The sequence below is a fragment of the bacterium genome, from assembly GCA_023150945.1.
In the GTDB taxonomy this organism is placed as follows: Bacteria; Zhuqueibacterota; Zhuqueibacteria; order Zhuqueibacterales; family Zhuqueibacteraceae; genus Coneutiohabitans.
Genome location: JAKLJX010000022.1, coordinates 64,179 through 81,892, shown reverse-complemented (window position 1 = coordinate 81,892; position 17,714 = coordinate 64,179). Strand labels below are relative to the sequence as shown.

Annotated in this window: 16 protein-coding genes; all 16 read right to left on the bottom strand. The window is 58.4% G+C overall.

What is annotated here, in order from left to right:
* Nucleotides 1-133 precede the first annotated feature (133 nt).
* The 16 genes from L6R21_22560 to L6R21_22485 all read right to left on the bottom strand — a co-directional run bounded on the left by L6R21_22560 (nt 134) and on the right by L6R21_22485 (nt 17,670).
* Nucleotides 134-736 carry a hypothetical protein gene (locus L6R21_22560; GenBank protein ID MCK6561991.1) on the bottom strand — a complete coding sequence of 201 codons (603 nt, stop codon included), beginning with the start codon at nt 734-736 and terminating at the stop codon, nt 134-136.
* A gap of 259 nt (nt 737-995) precedes the next feature.
* Nucleotides 996-1,451, bottom strand: coding sequence for a YbhB/YbcL family Raf kinase inhibitor-like protein (locus tag L6R21_22555; protein MCK6561990.1), 456 nt, complete (start codon nt 1,449-1,451; stop codon nt 996-998).
* A gap of 263 nt (nt 1,452-1,714) precedes the next feature.
* Nucleotides 1,715-2,347 carry a SagB/ThcOx family dehydrogenase gene (locus tag L6R21_22550; protein ID MCK6561989.1) on the bottom strand — a complete coding sequence of 211 codons (633 nt, stop codon included), beginning with the start codon at nt 2,345-2,347 and terminating at the stop codon, nt 1,715-1,717.
* Nucleotides 2,348-2,370: 23 nt separating this feature from the next.
* Complete coding sequence (gene buk, locus L6R21_22545; GenBank protein MCK6561988.1) at nt 2,371-3,453, bottom strand: butyrate kinase; 1,083 nt, start codon at nt 3,451-3,453, stop codon at nt 2,371-2,373.
* A 60-nt stretch (nt 3,454-3,513) separates the two neighbouring features.
* Complete coding sequence (locus tag L6R21_22540; GenBank protein ID MCK6561987.1) at nt 3,514-4,479, bottom strand: toll/interleukin-1 receptor domain-containing protein; 966 nt, start codon at nt 4,477-4,479, stop codon at nt 3,514-3,516.
* Between the two features lie 114 nt (nt 4,480-4,593).
* A complete protein-coding gene (locus L6R21_22535; protein ID MCK6561986.1) occupies nt 4,594-5,508 on the bottom strand; it encodes a phosphate butyryltransferase in 915 nt (304 codons plus the stop codon).
* A complete protein-coding gene (locus tag L6R21_22530; protein MCK6561985.1) occupies nt 5,501-5,713 on the bottom strand; it encodes a hypothetical protein in 213 nt (70 codons plus the stop codon). The genes L6R21_22535 and L6R21_22530 overlap by 8 nt, the downstream gene beginning before the upstream one ends.
* A gap of 125 nt (nt 5,714-5,838) precedes the next feature.
* Nucleotides 5,839-6,297, bottom strand: a complete 459-nt coding sequence (locus L6R21_22525; protein MCK6561984.1) for a hypothetical protein — start codon at nt 6,295-6,297, stop codon at nt 5,839-5,841.
* Between the two features lie 82 nt (nt 6,298-6,379).
* Nucleotides 6,380-7,984 (bottom strand): DUF362 domain-containing protein, encoded by a 1,605-nt coding sequence (locus L6R21_22520; protein ID MCK6561983.1) that lies wholly within the window; start codon nt 7,982-7,984, stop codon nt 6,380-6,382.
* 203 nt (nt 7,985-8,187) lie between these two features.
* Complete coding sequence (locus tag L6R21_22515) at nt 8,188-8,769, bottom strand: signal peptidase II (protein ID MCK6561982.1); 582 nt, start codon at nt 8,767-8,769, stop codon at nt 8,188-8,190.
* Nucleotides 8,770-8,816: 47 nt separating this feature from the next.
* Nucleotides 8,817-9,242: a hypothetical protein gene (locus L6R21_22510; protein MCK6561981.1), complete on the bottom strand. Its 426-nt coding sequence runs from the start codon at nt 9,240-9,242 to the stop codon at nt 8,817-8,819.
* A gap of 147 nt (nt 9,243-9,389) precedes the next feature.
* The gene (locus tag L6R21_22505) at nt 9,390-11,159 is read right to left on the bottom strand and encodes a right-handed parallel beta-helix repeat-containing protein (protein ID MCK6561980.1); all 1,770 of its coding nucleotides are present in this window, start codon (nt 11,157-11,159) and stop codon (nt 9,390-9,392) included.
* Between the two features lie 139 nt (nt 11,160-11,298).
* Nucleotides 11,299-12,456 (bottom strand): T9SS type A sorting domain-containing protein, encoded by a 1,158-nt coding sequence (locus L6R21_22500; GenBank protein ID MCK6561979.1) that lies wholly within the window; start codon nt 12,454-12,456, stop codon nt 11,299-11,301.
* 53 nt (nt 12,457-12,509) lie between these two features.
* The gene (locus tag L6R21_22495; protein ID MCK6561978.1) at nt 12,510-13,799 is read right to left on the bottom strand and encodes a T9SS type A sorting domain-containing protein; all 1,290 of its coding nucleotides are present in this window, start codon (nt 13,797-13,799) and stop codon (nt 12,510-12,512) included.
* A 178-nt stretch (nt 13,800-13,977) separates the two neighbouring features.
* Complete coding sequence (locus L6R21_22490; GenBank protein ID MCK6561977.1) at nt 13,978-16,968, bottom strand: FG-GAP-like repeat-containing protein; 2,991 nt, start codon at nt 16,966-16,968, stop codon at nt 13,978-13,980.
* A gap of 402 nt (nt 16,969-17,370) precedes the next feature.
* Nucleotides 17,371-17,670, bottom strand: a complete 300-nt coding sequence (locus L6R21_22485) for a hypothetical protein (GenBank protein ID MCK6561976.1) — start codon at nt 17,668-17,670, stop codon at nt 17,371-17,373.
* Nucleotides 17,671-17,714: the final 44 nt, after the last annotated feature.

Sequence of the window (17,714 nt, the reverse complement as noted above, 5' to 3'; positions counted from 1 at the left end):
CGACCCAACAAGTAGTTGCGCACTGCAGCACGACTGGCAGAAGAGCGTCGCGTCCGCCACCGTGGCGCGACGTGGGCCTGCGCCAAGCCGCGCGCGCATTTTGCGCTCATGGTGACGCAATCGCAATTCCACCTCAGGCCGGCTGCGTTTTGAGGTATTCACGGGCAATGTGCCAAAGCGCGACCAGCCACAACAGGGCTGCAAGAGGATACAAGAACTTGAGCGCCACCTGCCATCCCAACACTTGTGCCAGCGGGAAGAAGACGCCCGCCAGAATCAAGCACACCGCCACCCACGCCGGAAAAGTTTTGGCGCGCAAAAACCCAAACCCCAACAGAATCGAGGTCAACGGAAACAGCGGCCCGAGCAAGGCCACGGACAGGTATTCCCATCCGGGCGCGGCGTAGAAAGCCTGCCAAACCGCATCGCCGGCGCCGTGCTGCCGCAGGACATGCTCGAGAGGACGGCCCAGTTCGATTGCAAAGCCCGTGGTCGCGCCCAAGAGTCCGGTGAAGGAGGTGATCATCCCCCACACCGGATGCGTCGCGCTCAGCCGCCGCGCCAATTCGAGATAGATGGGAACGAAGAAAGCCAGGGCATAGGCGCCGAAGATGCCTTCCACCCAACTGGTGATGCCCGGCGGGATCAAACCAATGCCCAGCGTGAACGCGCCCACGGAAAACAGCAGCAGCAGCGGCCCTGCGATGAAAGCAAAGGCCAGAAACTTTCGTGTCATACGGTCGGACTGATTCGTCATGCCGTCGCTCCCTTCCAACCATCTTCGTCGATTTGTGGACTGTTGTCTCGAAGAATTCATCCATGCTTGTCAACCACGTGCACAGCACACGAGTGCTTTGTCACCTCGATTTGTACAAGTGATTTCGCGTGACATACCATAGGAATCCTGTGGGGTACTTGGTGCCGTGCTCAAAATTTCACAGGATCCTGACAGGAGGACATCTCTGGTGGCGATGCTTTTCTGAAGTGACAGACCACTAGCGCCGGCGATACCTTCCCATCAACCGGCTTTCTGCCAGAATGTGGCCTTCCATGGCGTGCAGCAAATCGGCCTTGTTCGCGCCGGCCTTGAGCTCGAGCAAGGCGTCGAGCGCATAGAGCTTGAAGTAATAACGATGCTCACCGCCAGGTGGACACGGGCCGCCATAGCCGATTTTGCGGAAATCGTTGGTACCTTGGCGTGCGCCGTTGGGCAGGTTCTTTTGCGGGGGCAGATTCTCCGTCAACTCGCGCGTTTCCGCCGGCAAGTTGAACAGCACCCAATGCACCCACATGCCCATGGGCGCATCCGGATCGTCACAAATCAAGGCAAGGCTCTTGGTCCTGTCCGGAACGGTCGCCCAGGACAGGGGCGGCGAAATATTCGCGCCCTCGCAGGTGAACTGTTTGGGAATCATGCCGCCGGCTTCAAATGCTGTGCTCTTCAGTTCCATTCTTGTTCCTCCTCTCTGAGCAAGCGGTTGCTTCTGCACATTGGTGGCGCGCGCTGCAGGCCAGCGCGCCCGCTGCCTGTGCACAGACGTCTGATCTGGCGTCAACAAGTTGTCTTCTCATGCCGGCTACAAGATAACATTTCCCGCCCCAAAACCAAGCGCGGTGAAGCGCCCGGCGCATTCGGCGCGAAGCGTTCCACGTTGTTGCAACCGGTTGCGCAGCCAGCCCGCTCGCCTGCCGGCAGAACGAATTCTGCCAAACACTACTCCGGCCGGCCCACCGGGATGAGATAAAGCGGCTGTTCGCCGGCAGCGAGCGGCAGCAAGCTTGCGAGGCGCGCATCACTGAATGCGCCCACCGGCACGGCGCCCAGACCCAGCGCGGTTGCCTGCAACAGCAGGTTTTGAGCGGCATGGCCGGCTTCAAAATCAACATAACGCCGGCTGCGCTCGCCATACTTGCGCGCCGTGCGTTCGGCGAATGCCGTGAGAATGAAAACCGCGGGTGCGTCGCGCACGCACTCTTGCTCCCAAGCCGCCCGGCTCAATTCTACGCGGCAATCGCGGGCGAGCACGCGTTGTACTTGATGCGCGCGCGGCTGGTAATGAAAGACACCTGCAGCAGTCGCAACATAAATTTCCAGGGGATAAAGCGCGCCGGCCGAGGGGGCGGTGCGCAGGCCCTCCCGTGGTTCGGTCACGCCTTGTGCCGCCCACAACAGTTGGCCGATCTCTTTCCACGCCAATGGAGCGGCACGGAAAGTCCGCAGCGACCGGCGCGCCGCCAACGCTTGTTCCAGAGAAACCTGGCCGCGTTGTTGCGGCGGCGGCAGCTTCACCAATTCTTCAGTCTGCCATTCCATCATGAGCATTGCCAGCAAAAAAATAGTCAGCATCTTGCTGCTCGTGCGCTAGTCATTCACACATAATCCAATGCCCGTTCTTGCCCGCGTAACACGCGCAGTGCGCCTTCCGCCAGCGCCTGCAATTCATCTTCACCGGGATAACAAAAAACCGGCGCGATCCACTGCACCTGGCTGGTCAAGGCTTCGGCCAACGCCTTCGCATGGACCATGCCGCCGGTCAGCAAGACGGCATCGACCCGGCCACCGAGCACGGCCGCCATCGCGCCGATCTCCTTGCTGATTTGATGAAGCATCGCCTCGTACACAAGCTGCGCCTGTCCTTCGCCGGCCTGGCAGCGGCGCAACACCTCCGCAAGATCCTTGGTGCCGAGATAGGAGTGTATGCCGCCTTCGCGAAAGATTCGAGTTTCGATTTCCTTTTGGTTGAATTTGCCGGAGAAGCACAGCTCGACCAGTTTCATCACCGGCAAGGTGCCGGCGCGCTCCGTGGAAAACGCGCCTTCTTCGCGCGAGTTGGTCACGTCGATCATCCTGCCGCCGGCGTGCGCGGAGATCGAAATGCCGCTGCCGAGATGCGCCACGATCAAACGTAATTCACCGTAGCCCCTGCCCTGCTCGGCCGCAAAACGCTTGGCAATGGCCTTGGTGTTCAACGCATGCGAAAGGCATTCCCGCTCCAAGCCAGCGAGGCCGGAGAGTCGCGCCACCGGCGGCCATTCATCCACGCTTACCGGATCGACAATGAACGCCGGGCAGCGGGCCGGCGTCGCAAGTTCGTGCGCCAGAAAAGCGCCGAGATTGGAAGCATGCTCGCCGCGCGCAGCATGGCGCAAATCAGCCAGCATGGCTTCATTCACGCGATAGGTTCCACTTGCCAAGGGTTTCAACAGGCCGCCGCGGCCGGCAACGGCGTCGATCTGCGCCAGGCCGATCGCATGTGCCTGCAGCGCCGCCCGCATGGCGTGCAAGCGAAATTCCAGTTGCGCCAGCATTGTCTGTCGCGCAAAGAGCGCCAAGTCCGCCTCGCGGTGGCGGAGGTTTTCCGTGAAGGTGGCATGGTCGTTTTCAAAATGGGCCAGCTTGGTCGAAGTGGAGCCGGGATTGAGGGCGAGAATTTTGAAATTCGGTTTGGCCATATCGTTTCTTGGATTGAATACATTGCGCCGAGCCGCCGGAAAAGTCGCAATGCCTGCAGTTCAGTCAGCCGCTGGCGCATGAGCCGCCAGCCATGATTTGACCTTCGCGCCCAGCCTGGGTGGAAAGGGCACGCCGTCCTCAACGCCAGCGTACAGCAAACACATCTGCGGCCGTTTCAGGAACACCCGCTCATATTTGTTGAGCCAAAACACCAGGTGCTGCCGGAGTTCGCCCAATTCTGGCAAGGCACGAGTCACCTCAGGGGACTGCTCGATGAGATCCAACAACGCTTGATTGCCGAGATACATGGGCCCTTCGGTGATGGCGCGAATCTGGTCAAACTCGAATTTCTCTTCCGCATTGAGTCGGTCGTAATAGCGCAGAAAGAATTTTTCATACTCGATCATTTTTTTGATCGCCAATCGCTTGCGCAAGGTCTGAACCAAGTCATTGCGCCGGCGGCATTGTGCAGCAAAAGCGGTGTGTGTGCCGGCAATATGCCTGCTTATCTCGCTCATGGCGGAGTAGAGGTCGCGACCGACAGCGGGCATAGCCGGAACAGCCGACTGGGCATGGCGCAAATCCTCATCGACCGCAAGGCTGAGCGCATTGAGAATCCGGTTCTGTTCCGCTGTTGGCAGTGCTTCCAGCGGCAGGTCGGGTTGATTGAAGGCTTGGTAACGTTCCAGCACACTCTGTTTATAGTTGCAGTATCCGACAATCAATGGATAAATCTTGACGCCGCGCGTTTTGGCGGCTTCCAGCAAATCGGGCAGCTCGTGCTCGGCAATGAAATCGGATGCCATGAAGCCCGGACCAATCAGCAAGATGGCTACGGCTGCCCGATCGATCGCTGCTTTGATCTCGGCACGCCAGTCTTGGCCGGCGCGAATCCGGCCGTCGTCCCAGATCTCGACCAACTGCTGCCGGCGCAACGCCGCGAGATAGAGTTTGAGCTGCTCCACCCAGTTGGTCGAAACGAGGTCGCGATGGCCATAGCTAATGAAAAGAGAATTTGAAATCATCCTGCTGTCCTCCTTTTCAGGTCAATGCAGATTCCGGCCTCCCTCCTGCAGTGTCACCCAAAGAATACTGCGCGCAGATTCTGCCAGAATCGTTCTCGCCTCCTGGCGATGCTTCTAGCCCGCCTGAATCACCACGCCCAACGCCACGGCATTGAGCTTGTCTTCGGCGCTTTCTACGCGCGAGGGAATCAACACCGGCACGGCCGCGCCGACGATCACATGGCCGCACGCAGATTGGCCGAAATACTTCACCGCTTTGCCGAGGAGGTTGCCGGCCTCGATATTGGGCACGACCATGAGATCGGCGCGGCCGGCAACCGGCGAGCGAATGCCCTTGGCGGCCGCCGCCGCTTCCAGCAAAGCATTGTCCAGCGCCAGCGGGCCAAAGACTTTACATTCACCCAACTCGCCGGTGGCCGCCCATTCGGTCAGCGCCTGCGCCTCGACGGTGGAGGGCACGGCTTGGCTCACCACCTCGGTCGCGCTCATCAACGCCACTCGCGGCCGGCCACAGCCGAGTGCGTGCATGACCGCCACGCCGTTCGCGATGATCTGCTTTTTTTGCTCGAGCGTGGGCAACACATTGATGCCGCCATCGGTCACGCCCACCAGGCGGCGGACGCCGGCCAGCGTGTCTTCATAAAGCAACACATCGCTCAACAGGCGGCCGGTGCGCAAGCCGTGCTGTTTGTCCAGCACGGCATGCAAGAGTTGATCGGTGCGCAAATGGCCCTTGAGCAACAAGTCGACTTCGCCGCTGCGGCAAAGATGCACCGCGGTTTCAGCGGCCGCGCTGGCGTTCGGCACGGAGATGAGAATCGCGTTAGCGAGTGCCGCGCCGGCCTCGACCGTCGCCAGCTTCTCGCGGATACGCGCCACCTCGCCGATCAACACTGGCGTTGCCAGGTTCAATGCCACGGCTTGCGCCAGGGCGGTGAGCGCCACTTCATCGTCAGCCATCACCACCGCGACCCGCTTGGGGCCGCGTTGTTGCGCCATTCGGCGCAGCGCAGAGAAATTCTCAATCACTTTTCCTTCCTTTCGATTTGCGCTGCCAGAGCTCCAGCAACGGAAACACGATGCCGGCGAAAATTCCCAAGCGCAACGAAGTCTGCCATTCCACCGTTGCCGTGCCGGACACAATCAGATTCCACAACAGCGTCACGATGACCGTCACTCCGAATGCCACCAGAAAGCTGGCGGCAAAATTGACCAGCAGATCGCCATACTTCATCTCTCCTCCATTGATTATGGCAAAGCCGGGCACAAGGTGGATCATTCCGGCCAGCAAGTCAACAGGAAAACTCGCGCGGTGAGATTCCCGCCGCGGCATTGTCGACAGGCACCCGGTCCGGCGGATCAATCCTGGCGGTAGACGTGCTGCACCAGCCACAGTGAATCACCATAGCTGCACACCACCACGTAATGATCTTCCGGCAGGTCTCTGAATTCCGCGCGAATGAGATAGGGACAAATGCAATGGCAAAGCCGGGCGGCCGTGTCCGCCACGGCGATTGCAATGGTATCCTGCCTCACCACACTCGCCAGTTTGAAGCGGTTGGTATCGGGGCAGCAATTGGCAATCACGCAGAATTCCAGCTTGAGATCATCTTCGAATTGATATGCGAAGCAGGAATCCGCCGTGGCCGCTCTGGCCAGGCCGGTGCGCTGGCAGCCCTTAACTTGCTGCAGCAGCGCGTCGTGCGTCTTGAGTCCATTGATCGGTCGCGTAATATCGGAGCAGAACAGATTACAGCAGCACAAGGTCAACATCGGCAGAAGAAGGGCGGCCGGCTTCAGCAACTGCCTTTGCTTCATGAGCAATGCACCTCCCGGCGGCATGACATGGTTCAGTTGAAAACGGTGTGGCGCAGGGCGCGCCGTCAAATTTGCCGCTGCTTCAACGCACCAGCAGCATGCGTTTGGTCTCGCGCCAGCCATCGCCGCTGAAGCGATAGAAATAGACTCCCGCCGGCTGGCTGCGGGTTTTCCAAACTGCCAAATGCGATCCTGCCGCAAAATAGCGATCGGCCAGCACTTCCACCAACTCTCCCTTCAGGTTGAAAACCTCCAGCCGGGCATGGCTGGCGCGCGGCAGACTGAATTCGATGGCGGTGGTGGGATGAAAGGGATTCGGAAAATTCTGCTGCAGCATAAACGTTTTGGGCTGAGGCGATTGCCGGCCGGCAACGAGCGTAGGATAGTCAAAAGGTTCATCGACCATATGCCAGTACGGCTCGGTTTGTCCGGCATAATCCCGCTGCAGATAGAAAGTCCGCAGCGGCGTGCGGGCGAACTCCGTGAGCGGAGTCAATGTCGCCGAGCCGTCACTTTGCCATTCATACACCGGAATGCGCCGGGGATCGAGCTGGCTGGACAGGCCGCGCTCGAGCGCAAGATGAAACAAGCCGAAGTTGCCCGGCTCGTGACCGGCGAGCCAATGGCCGACAATATCGACATGAAAGGCATTGCCGCCAAAGATGATGATATTGGTCATGTAATCGGTGGCCAGGCCGGCTGCACTCGGGCCGGCGACGAAATGGCCGTCGCGACCGTAGATGCCCTCGATGAGGTGAAGATCAGGATGCGTGACGGAATTGTTGTCCAGACAGCGCGTGGCCCAGGTTTCCTGCCACAACCCGCCGCTCTCGCCGGGCCGGTCCCAGCGCGGGATGCCATCGGCAAGATGGCGATAGTAGTTGGCGAGGATGTCCGCCTTGGCACTGGGATTGAGATGTTGCGCCGGCATGTCCATGTTGCGATTATGAGCCGTGCAGTGCGCCTGATAATTGTGGGCAATCGAGCCCTGCAGATTTTTCGCGCACAGCGTCACGCCCATGGCGTGCGTCTTAAATTTCGCGATATTGAGCAGAAACGTTTCGGGCGCGTTGACCGGCCAGAGATAGGGAATTCGACGGAACCACACGCCTTGCGGCACCTCGTGCCATTGCAAATCGCTTTCGCTGATGACGCCGACTTTCGCGCTCAGATCGCGCAGATCCGCGCCGGTGCGACCGGCCATCTCCCAATAGCCGCCCTCGGCAAAGTCTTCGGGACAATTGGACTCGCGCAGGAAAAACTGTCCACCGGAGAGCCCCAATTCCTTCATGCTTTCAATGAGGCCTTCCACAAAGAACGCATCGGTGACAACGCCCATGGTGCCGAGCACGGTGTAGCGGCTGTCCCATTTGCCCCGGCAGGTGAGATTGGGTTTGATGGCAACTTTGTGCGTGAGCGGCACACCGCCTTCGCCCTCACCCAAACGCACGAACAGCGAGCGTCCGAGGTCGCGTCCGACCTGCCGTTTGGCCTCGTCGTTGGTCTTGACGTCGACCTGCGTGCGCATAATGAAAACTGCCTCAGGATGACGCGCCACAAACGGATGCAAGCCGAAGTAATCTGGGGCAGCGCGGTACAGCGGGCGCAGCGCGTGCGCCGGTTGAAAGATCAGTGCACCGCCGGCGGCCGCGGTGGTTTTGAGAAATGTTCTGCGATTCATGATCATGGGCAACTCCTGCTACTCCAGGTTTATCGGGAGTGACCGTCAGAATACCAGAGGTTTTGCGAGCCAGTATTCGTGGAGGTGATCTCGCGATATGTTATGCAGACGCATCTTGTGAAATTCTAGGCGCTGTGCCCAGGTCTTTACAGGGTCCTTGCAGGATAACAATGTCACATTCCAAAATTCGGCGCAGCGGCGCACTTCATTCATTCTCTTCGAATTGCACTTCTGAGAAAGGCCAAAAACTCATGCCGGGTGTTGGCGCACTGTGCAAAAAAGTCACGCCAGCCACGCCACGGCCGCATGCGGCGCAAAGCAAGAATCTCGATCACCAAAGCCACCAGCCCGACATAGGCATAGAGATCGGCAAAATTGGCGCTGGGTGAATGCCACACTCGCAGAAAATCCGTGGTGAAGGGCACAAACAAATTATCCGTCAAATGCCCCAGACAGGCGGCACTGAGCGCGATGAACGCCGTGTCTGCCCAAATACTCTGTCGCCGTTTCTCCGTGTAAAACAAATAGACCGGCAGTGCCAACAGCAGAATGGCAACCAACAGAAGTTGGAGCGCGATCCCTGCCCAGGCCGGCAATGCCGGCACCCACCACGAGAAGCCGCGATTGTTCCGCACGTAGGTCAAGCGGAACCAGTCGCCCAGAACCGCAATGCTCTCGCCGGGCGACATGGCTTGGCGCACCGCTGCTTTCGCCCATTGATCGCCGGCTGCCAGCAGCGCGATCACCGTGGCGAGAAATTGCGTTTTGCTGGATGACAAAAGATGCCGCATCACACTCTCCCGAGAGCGACGACAAAACCGGTTCGTGGCGGCACCGATCACGGCTCATTACCTGACTCCGGCAGCCGCCACAGCCTGCCGAATTGCACGCACAACGAGATCACGGGAAAGTCCTTTTCCCGGTTCAGATTGAGCATGACCGACAAACCCGCGCCAAAGTACTCGGAGATTCTTCCAAACAACTGCGCTTCAGTGGAGAATCCCCACACCGGGTCGAAGTCATACAAGTAGTCACCGTGATGGCGATTGCCCTGCATCACCCCGGATCCAACTGCGAGCGAGAATGCCGACTTTCTGCCTCTTCTTCCCAAACCATACAGCACACTGTACGCCGTGCCGACTTCCGAGCTTTCCACGTTGTACGCGGTGGCACAATGAAACGAAAAGAGGTGCATGCCAAACTGGGCAGACAAGCCCAGGGCGTAAGCCCCGCCGAAATTCGTGCCGCCGAATCCGGCATTCATCCAAAAAAAGTCGTTCCGCTGCTGTGGCCTGGAAGTTTGGGCGTGGGCCGTCATGCTCCCGCAAAACCATACGAGCATGAGCATCACGACAATGGCGGCGGGTGGTTGGCAGGTGCGCTTCATTGGTTTCACCTCTTCTCAACTGTATTACTTGTAACCCGGCCCGGTTGCCGCCAGGTTCAATGCAAATTCCGAGGTGTTGCCGGCGGCATCGGTGGCGGTGGCTGTAACCAGCGTGCCGACGGCTACTGCCGGCAAAGTGGCGGTGAATTTGCCTTGCGCATTGGGCCGATCACTGCCCAGATAAATCGCGCCTTCGCCGTGGCCGGTGGGATCGCCACCGGGATCAGGCACCGGATTGGCAAAGAATTCGATGGTGACGGTTATGGGATTGGGCGTGTCGATATAGCCTTTCACGATGAGCTTGCCGGGCGTGGCCTTGGCCGATTCCAGCACGGGATAGTTCATCAAATCGTTGGGACCGGTGTCGGCGTCGCCGGGGTCGTTGGGACTCACGCCCTCGCTGTAGGAATAGTCAGGCGCCAGCTCAATGCCGAGCATGTCATTGGTATAGAAGCTGTTTTGTGAGATCGTGTAGCCGGTGCCCGGCCCGTTCACGCTCACGCCTGAGCCAAAGTTGGAATGAATCGCATTGCGCGCAATGAGCAGAGTGTTGGCCGTGGTGCTGCCATAGATGTGGATTCCAGACATGCCGTTGCGCGTGATCGTGTTGCCGAGAATCTGCGCATCTTCCAATGTCGCACCAATAATGATTCCGCCCTGAGGATTCCAGGCAATAAGGTTGGCTTGGCGGGAGGCTGTGCCACCAATGATGAGTTGTGAGATCAACTCTCCCAGTTGCAGCGCGTCAGCAGCGATGCCCTGCTGCTCGTTGCCGGCAAGGGCGTCCTGTTGTGCATCCGGACCGATGATATTCCCCTCGATGCGAATATCATGTACCAAACGCAGCCCTATGCCTTTGTAGAGATTTCCAGAGATCACACTCCCTTGAATCAGAATGTCGTGGCATTGATCAGTGACGATGATGCCGGACCCATTGCGCACGGCGATCAAACCGCCGGCATCCGTGCCGATATAGTTGTTTTGAATCGTCGCGTGCTGCAAATAATTCGCGAGCCAAATGCCACTGCCATCATTGCCGGAGATGACATTTCTTTCCGCCGGCGCCGGCCCGCCAATGAGGATGCCGGAGGCAAAATTGGCCGCACAAACACCCCACATGCGATTGGCATGCGCGGTCACGCCATCCGGGGCGAGACCGACAAAGCAACCCGTGATGTGATTGTCATTCGCGCGATCACCGCCAATGCTTACGCCCTTGCTGAAGCCTCCAATCGCCAGTCCATGAATATGATTTGCAGCGGACGCGATGCCAATTCCGTGGGACTCGACATTCGGATCGATTGAGTTTCCATCCAAAAAGATTTCGGGTCCTGCTGCATTCGTGTTGCCAGTGAAGGCGGATTGGGAGGCGCCATCTACGATCGTGCCATCATCTAATAGTTCCGGCAATTGCGCAGGATGGGGCTGAATGGTAAAGACACTGCCATCAAATCCCGCGTCGCTGGTCGAAATGTTGAATCCGATCACATTCGGCCCGGCAGTGTTGTTGGCCGCGATAATGGCTTCCCGCAACGAGACGAGGCCATCCGGGCCGGGCAAATCGCTGACTTGTTGGCCGCCGTCAAAATCGGCGAGATCAGAGGTGGTGGTTACGATAATGTCCGGTGGGCTGGAGAGGTAAGCCGGCAGCGAGCTTTTCTCCGGGGCTGGTTTTGCAATGGTCGCCTCGACGCCGGTGGGAGAATTTTGCTCGAGCCGTTCACAACCGTGCAACGCCAACAGGGCAATCGTGAGCAGAGTAATCGCCCAGCCAGGGAATGGGTTTGGTCTCATGTTGGACTCCACATAAAAGTTCGGAACAGCGCACATGGTGTTGCCACAAATTGTCATACCTCCTGCCGGCGCCTCACTTGATACGCCGGCGGGAGGATCACTTGCAGCCGTAACATTCAACCTGCGAAAGCAGGTTGGTTCAGCGCAACAGACTCATCTTCCTCACCTGCACAAACTCGCCCACGCGGAGTTGATAGAGGTAAATGCCGCTGGCGACGGGCTTGCCGTCATTATCCTTGCCGTCCCACAACACGCGATGATGACCCGCTGCGAACGGCGCGGCTGCCAGCGTGCGAATCTCCTCGCCGAGGGTGTTGAAGATCTTCAGCACGACGCTGCCAGCCTCCGGCAGCGCGAAACGAATTTCGGTTTCGGGGTTGAAGGGGTTGGGATAATTCTGCGCCAGCACGAAGCGCAGCGGTTTTTCCGTTGCGGCTTCGTTCATACGCAGCAAGCTTTGGTTTTGGGAGGATGCGGCAGGCGAGAACCAATCGAGGCTGCCCGGCCCGCCGTAGATCAACAAATGAAAAGTCTCCGTGCCGCCAGAAGCAAGATTCATCGGCCCGAAATGCGGCTCCATGTCTCTGCCATTGTCGCCGACCCCTTCATAGAGCCATGCGAAAGCGGGACGGTGATCCAGGAAGACCGTACCGAAGAGTGCGTCGCGCGTTTCCACTTCCATGGCCATCCATTGGAAATCGAAGTTCTCCACTACTTGCCCTTGTGTGATGATCGTGACCGCGTTCGAGCCATGCTCGCCATAACCCAAACGGCCGCCCGACCCGGTGTTCGCGGTTGATTCCAATGTGAGCGCAGTAAATGCAATCGTGTGGTCGGTGCGATTGATGAGCTTATACTCGGCAGCAATGAGATAAGAGTTTTGGGTCAGCAAAAAATTCTTCACGACTTTCATACCGGTGGCTACTCCGCCTTCTGAAAGCGCGAGGCTCTGCCGCACCAGCGCGCTGGCGCGCGAATTGGAGACGATTTGATTCGTCCACGTGGCGCGGCCGACCTCCGTCGGCCAGCCACCTTCTTCATCCCAATTCCCAGTCCAAATACGCGCGCCCAGCAAGCCCTTGCTGCCAGCCTGGTCAAAATAAGCCAGCTCTTGGCCCGTAGCTTTGATGAGCCAAGAAGTGATCATGCCCTGTTCCGCGGCCAACGTGACTTTGATGAAACGGTTTTCAAGGACGAGGTCGCTGCCTTCGAATCTCGCAATTTGGCTCACCGCAACAGCGGGTAATGCGAGCAGGGCCCATACGAGGAGCTGCGCGGCCAGTTGATTCGTGCGCATAAGATTCCTCCTGTGGATTGAATGTGAAGCATTGAATGAAAATCCTCACTGGATTAGCGCAGCAGGGCCATCTTCCTCACCTGTGAAAGCTCTCCTGCGCATAGTTGATAGAGATACACCCCGCTCGCCAAACCCTTCGCCTCCCACACGCGCTGGTGCCTGCCCGCCGGTAGTTTTTCCGAAACCAACGTGGCGACTTCATTGCCCAGCAGATCATAAATCTTCAGGGTGACAAAGCTCGCTTGCGGTAGGGCAAATTCGATGGTGGTGCTGGGGTTGAAAGGATTGGGATAATTCTGGTGGAGCACATAAGCTGAGGGAACTGCCCCACCGCCGGAATCTGCAGCGCCGCCGGGTTTGGCGAAATCCATGTCAATGACTTTGCCAATTGCGGAAAGGTAGTACCCGTCGACCATGCCCTGCTTGATGGCAAAGAATACTTCACCATGCTGGCTGATATCGATGCCACCTCGACCGCCCGATCCGATGCTGCTGCCAACCGCTATCCAGGCCATTTCCTCGCCGCTTTGAGGATTGACTTTGTATATGCGTGCTTTCCGATCGCTTGCGTAAGCCTCCATATGCAGGAAATAAAGCGCATCCTCTTTGCGGTCACATATCATGGAGGGCACGTTGCCAGCCGGCACATAACCGACGGAAAAGCCCTCGTCCCTTGTCCAAACTCCGTTCTGGTTATCCCACTTGGTGATCGGCGTGTCGTACGGTGTCTCTCCGGGAAGAGTCCACGAGCTGACATAGATCGTCTTCTGCGCGTTGACCGGCAACACATACTGCTGGTTCAAAATAACGCCGCTTTCGAACAACACTTCCGCTTCGAATTCGTTTGGCCTAGTTTGCACACAACGAATCACCAGGCCCAGCGTGCCGGAAACATACACCACAGTGTTTCTGCCCTGCCCCACTGCTTTGATGCCTCGGGGCGATTGCGGCAAGCCGCAAAGCCGCTCCAGCTTTTTGCCGTCTGCGCGGCAGCGCCACAAGGCGTGATCGGCGTCATTCTCCGCCCACACCGCGAGGTAGACCCAACCGTCGGTCGCGACATCAATACCGTAGGGGCCAACCCAACTCGACCAGGCAGGATCGCCAAACGTGAAAATGGGCGTTCCGCTCGGCTCATCTCGGAAGACCAGCACGGCATCGGGGTACGAGTCGGAAACATACATTTGCTTGCCGGAATTGGTCAGGGCAATTGCTCGCACTTCATGATTCTCATTGCTGGGCGTGGTAGCATACCACTCCAGCACCAACTGGCTCGACGCGCGATCGGCAGCAAGCAGAGCAAAGATCACGACGAGCCAACATTTCACCAAATGCAATTTCATACCACATCTCCTTCAGAAAACCTGGCACAAGAATTACACAACCACATGATCTGAATTGCATGCCGGAAGCCGTCTCCGCACTGGAAACTTTGTCAACAGATTCCGAGCCTAATCCGCGCGACACTCGGCTCCCGGCATTTTGCTGCGAGCAACATTCAGATTCAGATTGATCCGGGGTTCACCGCAACAGACTCATCTTCATCACCTGCACGGATCCGCCGGCGCGGAGTTGACAGAAATAGACGCCGCTGGCGGCAGACTTGCCATTGCGATCCCGGCCATCCCAGCGCACGCGATGATATCCGGCCTCGAAGCGTGCATCCACCAGTATGCGAATTTCCTCGCCGAGGGTGTTGAAGATCTTCAGCACGACGCTGCCGGCCTCCGGCAGCGCGAAACGAATTTCAGTCTCCGGGTTAAAGGGATTGGGAAAATTCGGCAACAGAGCAAACTCCTGTGGCCAAGCTGCAGTCTTCTCGTCCATCACTCCAGCCGGCTTCGGCAATTGCTGCATGGAGGAATGATGCAGAAAAACCGCCCGCTTGAGTCCCGTGATCGAATCAGCGTAAATCGCGCCCTGCATCCGCAATTCACTCGAGGTCTTCACGTGCGCCTGCGGTGCCAGCAACGTTCCCATGAACGTCACGGCATTGCCGAGGCTTACCACGCCGTCGTCCAGCACGGTAAACAATACCGCGCGGGTCGTGCTGGAGCCGGCCGGCGCAATCGCAATCACGGCATCATCACCGGTGGTCAGGCTGCCAACGATGTTGACCTGCAGCGATCCCTCGCTCAAATCCATCAGGATTTCACTGCTTTGCCCCAGCCGTAACGAAGTCCAGTAGTACTCACCCGCGCGCAAATAGAGCTTGCCGGATTTCCCCACCGTGACATTGCCATAAGAGCCGGGCGTAAGGCTGCGAGAGCCTTTCTTCGCCACCACAACATTGTTGCCGCCGGCGGTGAAAACAGGATCTGGCAGCGGCAGCGGCAACCGCGCCGCGTGCTCAATGGTTGCACCGGTCACCGTGGAGCGGGGGTTGAGATGAATACTGGCATTGGAGATGACGTCACCGGCAATGGTATTGTCACGATAGATGGTAATATCACCGAGGGCACGCAGATCAATCGCCATCGTGCTCGGCGTGCCGGTCAGCACGGTGAGTTTTCCGTTGGAGCCGGCCCATCCTTCCGAGCCGTCACACTCGCGTATCTCCACGAATTTGTTGGCGTAGAGCGCAAACATCTCCAGGCCCTCTTCCACGGTGATGGTGACTTGATCGGTATCGGCGCCGCCTTTGTCATCATCGACTGTCAGCTCGAGATCGTGAACCCCGAGGGCGAGGGAGATTTGTGAGGTTGCCTCCGAAGTTGGTCCGGCAATGACCTCGCCGTTTTCGTACCAAGTGTAGGTAAGGGGATCATGATCAGGATCGGTGGAGCCAGAACCATCCAAAGTCACAGCAGCGCCGGCAGGTGAAGTGGCTGCCAGGGTTTGATCTGCGCCCGCCGCGGCGATCGGGGACTGGTTCACACAAACGGCGATGGTGAAGTAATCATCACTGAGGTCAAAGGGTGCGCCGCTGCCTGCGGCAGCGATTCGCACCAACACCTGATCGGCGGGGTCGAACGGCACGGACCAATCGTAACTGCCATGATTGGGGAAGTACTTGACGATCGACTTCCAGGTGATGCCACCATCGGTAGTGTAATCCAGATCCACGCCGCCGATGAAATTCCCCGAGCTCCACACGATGGTTTCGCTGGTGCCTTCCGTCCAGGATTCGCCGCCGTTGGGCGTCACCAGTGTCAGCGCCGGATCATTGGGGTCGAATTCGAGAATGCGAAAGTAAACGCCGGTGGCAGTTTCGCCAGTGTAGCTCACCACCACTTCCCGCCGGCCGTCACCATCCAGATCGACACCAGGAATGTCGATTTGGAAGAAGCCGCCGGGCCAGGCAGAGGCCAGGTCTTGAAAGATCACATGCTCAACGTAACTGGCGGGAGCGAGGAGATCGCTGCCGACGATCTCGAAATCCTGAATGAAACCACCCACGCCCTCGCTGCCAAAGGAGGTGAGATAGATATCCGGACCGTCGCTGCCGGCGCCGTGATCCTGGTCGCCGATGGCCAGGCCGTAGCAGCCGGCACCGTCGTCGCGAAGATAGCGGACATTATCTGCAAACGTCATGGCCGCAACTTCGTCGTCGCCGCTGCTGACGAGGATCAGAGGGCCGCTGGAAGCGACGTTGCCGGTTCGTTGGAGGGCGACATAAAGCTCATCTTTGCCGTCGCTGTTCACGTCAGCCGCGGCCATACCTTCCAGGCTGTAGCCATTGGCGTAGGGATCGAGGTGCAACGTGATTGCGGGAACGTAGCTGTCAGGCCCCGTTGCTTCCACGATGAACATTCCCCCGCCGCCGTCGCGTAACGAATAGATGGCTTCTTTGAAACCGTCGCCATCCAAGTCAGCCACGGCGACATCCCAGGGAGAGCCATTGAGATCTCCGGCTTCCTGACGATAGACGGCTTCTGCATTCACTGACCAGGAACTTTCAAATGATCCCGTAATCGAGAGCACATAGCAGCGGTTTTGCTCGAAGCTGCCGCGGTTGAGGTAAAGAATCTCAGGGCGCAGATCACCATCGAGATCAGCAACCGCGAAATCTTCAGTGAAACCGCCGGTCAGGGTGGCATCAATGGGAATAACGGCAATCGGCGTGGCCCCATAGCCATTGTCGGTCACGCCGTCCCATTCGAACACATGAATTCCGGCAGTTCCAGGGGCGGCGCCATTCTGGCAGATCGAAAGCAGGATTTCCCCGCGGCCATCGGCATCCAAGTCCGCCACTTGTACGGCACGGGCGGGCGCCCACTCAGGCGAGTCGGTACCGGGAGAGGACCACACCCAGGCGAGCGCGTCGTTGCCCACGATTTCATAAACGTGTGCCCGGCCACCGTAGCTGTAATCGGTGATGATAATTTCATACCTGCCGTCTTGATCCAAATCGCAACCGGATACGATGTCTCTGGCATTGGAATCGGCGCTGTCATCGGGCGCGTCGGTTACCGCCAGGCGAAAGTTGTTATTGCCGTCCCCAGCCCACAGGCTCGGCGCCAGCAGCAATCCCAAAAGCAGCAGCGCAGCGCCCAAGCCCAAACGTCTCATGTCACCATTCATTTCGCACTCCATCATTGAACTTGCAGATCACGACAACCATTTGATGAGACTCCTCCCCCTCCCACCTGCGCAGACAGAATCAAACGGAGAGGATACATTCTGCCCGCGCCCGCTGTGAGCGGAGTCCGACAGGACTCCCTTTTCGGCTGCAATCAGCGTTGCGGGGGCGCGCTCAATGAGCCAAAACTATCGAGTCACAGTAGAAAAATCCTCCCGGCAATGTTTTGTCTCTGTTTGATCGTTTGCCAAACCGGCCACCACTTCGCCAATTGAGCAGGAAGTTGGGGCCACGCGTCATTCGCACCGGCTGCGCCAAGGCGCGGCCGCCGGACGCGCTTATTGATTACCGCAAAAGTACATCGCCCCCCGCTCGCACGATGTGCCGCCTCCTCACTCCGCCACCAGCTTCCGCAAGATGCCGGCCAGGCGATGGCGTTCCTTGACGCGGCGGCCGAGCAGCACGTAGAATCCGACCAGCAGGAGTCCCAGCAAAAGTCCGGGCACAGTGGCCAGCAGAATCCAACTGTCGGTGAGGTGCCGCAGGGTGAAGATGAAAGTCGACACCATCAGAATGCCGCCAAAGATCAACGCCAGATTGGAAAGCGCCCATTCCACGGGCCGGCGCTGCGCGTCCCAGGAAAGCAGATCGCGCACGAATTGTTCTTCTTCTCTCAGCAATCGTTCAGGCATAGGCATGCTCCGTTTCAGGTTGCGGCCGGCGCGCCGGGGCAGCA

What these genes read in the sequence shown, in the direction of transcription:
- L6R21_22505 (MCK6561980.1), bottom strand. Translation starts at nt 11,159, where the DNA reads ATGAGACCAAACCCATTCCCTGGCTGGGCGATTACTCTGCTCACGATT.
- L6R21_22495 (MCK6561978.1), bottom strand. Translation starts at nt 13,799, where the DNA reads ATGAAATTGCATTTGGTGAAATGTTGGCTCGTCGTGATCTTTGCTCTG.
- buk (MCK6561988.1), bottom strand. Translation starts at nt 3,453, where the DNA reads ATGGCCAAACCGAATTTCAAAATTCTCGCCCTCAATCCCGGCTCCACT.
- L6R21_22555 (MCK6561990.1), bottom strand. Translation starts at nt 1,451, where the DNA reads ATGGAACTGAAGAGCACAGCATTTGAAGCCGGCGGCATGATTCCCAAA.
- L6R21_22520 (MCK6561983.1), bottom strand. Translation starts at nt 7,984, where the DNA reads ATGATCATGAATCGCAGAACATTTCTCAAAACCACCGCGGCCGCCGGC.
- L6R21_22540 (MCK6561987.1), bottom strand. Translation starts at nt 4,479, where the DNA reads ATGATTTCAAATTCTCTTTTCATTAGCTATGGCCATCGCGACCTCGTT.
- L6R21_22525 (MCK6561984.1), bottom strand. Translation starts at nt 6,297, where the DNA reads ATGAAGCAAAGGCAGTTGCTGAAGCCGGCCGCCCTTCTTCTGCCGATG.
- L6R21_22490 (MCK6561977.1), bottom strand. Translation starts at nt 16,968, where the DNA reads ATGAGACGTTTGGGCTTGGGCGCTGCGCTGCTGCTTTTGGGATTGCTG.
- L6R21_22550 (MCK6561989.1), bottom strand. Translation starts at nt 2,347, where the DNA reads ATGCTGACTATTTTTTTGCTGGCAATGCTCATGATGGAATGGCAGACT.
- L6R21_22510 (MCK6561981.1), bottom strand. Translation starts at nt 9,242, where the DNA reads ATGAATGCCGGATTCGGCGGCACGAATTTCGGCGGGGCTTACGCCCTG.
- L6R21_22530 (MCK6561985.1), bottom strand. Translation starts at nt 5,713, where the DNA reads ATGAAGTATGGCGATCTGCTGGTCAATTTTGCCGCCAGCTTTCTGGTG.
- L6R21_22500 (MCK6561979.1), bottom strand. Translation starts at nt 12,456, where the DNA reads ATGCGCACGAATCAACTGGCCGCGCAGCTCCTCGTATGGGCCCTGCTC.
- L6R21_22485 (MCK6561976.1), bottom strand. Translation starts at nt 17,670, where the DNA reads ATGCCTGAACGATTGCTGAGAGAAGAAGAACAATTCGTGCGCGATCTG.
- L6R21_22560 (MCK6561991.1), bottom strand. Translation starts at nt 736, where the DNA reads ATGACACGAAAGTTTCTGGCCTTTGCTTTCATCGCAGGGCCGCTGCTG.
- L6R21_22515 (MCK6561982.1), bottom strand. Translation starts at nt 8,769, where the DNA reads ATGCGGCATCTTTTGTCATCCAGCAAAACGCAATTTCTCGCCACGGTG.